Here is a 1,714-nt window from a genome sequence, read left to right on the forward strand (position 1 = left end):
TCTGCTCTTCAGAGAAGCGGCTACGTTTCATGTCCTGGTCCTCTCGATGGGCCAGAACGAACTTCAAACCGGATTAGATCAGAGGGGCAAGGTCATGGCCGTTGATGTGGACATCAAAACGCCCGTGGCTTCGACTGCGGGCGTTTGCGTTCAAGGGACTGACAATGACCCCGCGGATTGAAACGCCCCGGCGCCGGCATGGCGGCATAAGCCGAACCGGGGCGGACGAGACAAATCCCATCGCCAAGACCAAATCAATAAATCAACGGCCCGTTCAAAGCGGGCCGTTTGCGTTTCTGGCTGACGCCGGCCGTCGATCCACTCCGCTCAACCGCACGCAAAGCCCGCCATGCTCCAAGCCTGCGGGCTTCTTGCCTCTCATGCCTGACCAGGTCCAAGGATTGAAGCGCAAAAGATCGGTATAACGCAGCAAAAGATGAGGTCCTATTTCCGGGCTTGCCGCCTGGCGCGTCGGTGATGCCGATGCCGACAAGGCAGCCTCGCTCTGCGGGCCATAGGCTGAAGACGCCGGCTCAAAGACCAGCCCTGAAACCAAATACGAAACAAATTTTAGCCGGTTGAATTTTGCACCCCTCTCGCGCACGGCTGCCACAAAAGAATCACACCCGGCATCAGCTTGCGCGTCGATCCTCGATCGCGGGGCCCTCGTGGCCGAGGCAGCATTTCGGTCATGCCGAATCAAGCGACAGAGCGATCCTGCTGGCGGAAAATCGCGGCAAGGTGAACCACGGCCGAATCAACCAAGACTGCTAGTAGTTGATATCTATTGCTACATTCTCCGTGTGTCCCCATATTCCCCTGAAGGAGGCTGCCAATGCCAAATTACGCTTTGAATGACCACTATGAGAGTTTCATCAGAAAGCAGCTCGAATCAGGTCGCTACAACAATGCCAGCGAGGTCGTCCGCGCGGGCCTGCGCATGCTCGAGGATTTCGAGGCGGAGCGGGAGAGGTGGCTGCGCGAAGACATACCGGCGCGGCTGGCCGAGCTTCAGCGAGATCCGGCGAAAGGCATCCCTGCCGAAACGGTCTTCTCTCGGCTGGAGGCGCGTCATAGCGCCAAGCAGGCGAAAGCCAGATAGGGGATGGAGTATCGGATTGTCTTCCACCCCAAGGCGGAAGCCGAGCTGGAGCAACTCTACGATGATATAGCCGGACGTGCGTCGCCGGCGATCGCCTGGAATTTCATTGCGGGTATCCGCGACCATAGTCTCGGCTTGTCGACTTTTCCACAGCGGGGCACCGAGCGAGTCGAGATCATGCCTGGGCTGCGGATTGTCGGTTACCGGCGTGCCGTCAGCATTGCCTTCGCCGTCGAGGGCGAGCGGGTGCTGATCCTGGGCATCTTTTATGCTGGCCGGAACATCACGCCGGAATTGCTTGAGGACCGGCTCTAAATGGCGCTCCGGTAGGGAATTGCTCTGCGTCCACCGAGGCGCAACAGTTGTTTTTCAAGCCGATGATGCACGTTCAGCGCCGAGACCTCGGGGGCGCATCACGGGAATGGTTGGCGGCAGAACACCGCTCACAATTCAGCCAAGCCAGCTCACGAATTTCGGCCCCGTGGATAACTCCACGAGAAATCGAAAAAACATCGCTGATCTCTGTTGACAGTTCTGATTGGTGGCGACTATATACGCCTCACGAACGAGGGCGGCTCGCCGCTGGCGACGAAGAAGTTTGCTTCTAAGCCT

The 1,714-nt window shown here is 58.3% G+C and carries 3 protein-coding genes; all 3 read left to right on the forward strand.

The window, feature by feature from the left end; genetic code table 11:
• Window positions 1-181, forward strand: a 181-nt coding sequence (locus NKI38_RS33370) for a hypothetical protein (RefSeq protein ID WP_352665123.1), incomplete at its 5' end; no start/stop codon positions are given.
• 654 nt (window positions 182-835) lie between these two features.
• The gene (locus tag NKI38_RS33375) at window positions 836-1,102 is read left to right on the forward strand and encodes a type II toxin-antitoxin system ParD family antitoxin (protein WP_352665126.1); all 267 of its coding nucleotides are present in this window, start codon (window positions 836-838) and stop codon (window positions 1,100-1,102) included.
• Window positions 1,103-1,105: 3 nt separating this feature from the next.
• Window positions 1,106-1,417, forward strand: a complete 312-nt coding sequence (locus NKI38_RS33380; RefSeq protein ID WP_352665128.1) for a type II toxin-antitoxin system RelE/ParE family toxin — start codon at window positions 1,106-1,108, stop codon at window positions 1,415-1,417.
• Window positions 1,418-1,714: the final 297 nt, after the last annotated feature.

The sequence above is a fragment of the Mesorhizobium sp. M0621 genome, assembly GCF_040320745.1.
GTDB lineage: Bacteria > Pseudomonadota > Alphaproteobacteria > Rhizobiales > Rhizobiaceae > Mesorhizobium.

What these genes read in the sequence shown, in the direction of transcription:
- NKI38_RS33375 (WP_352665126.1), top strand. Translation starts at nt 836, where the DNA reads ATGCCAAATTACGCTTTGAATGACCACTATGAGAGTTTCATCAGAAAG.
- NKI38_RS33380 (WP_352665128.1), top strand. Translation starts at nt 1,106, where the DNA reads ATGGAGTATCGGATTGTCTTCCACCCCAAGGCGGAAGCCGAGCTGGAG.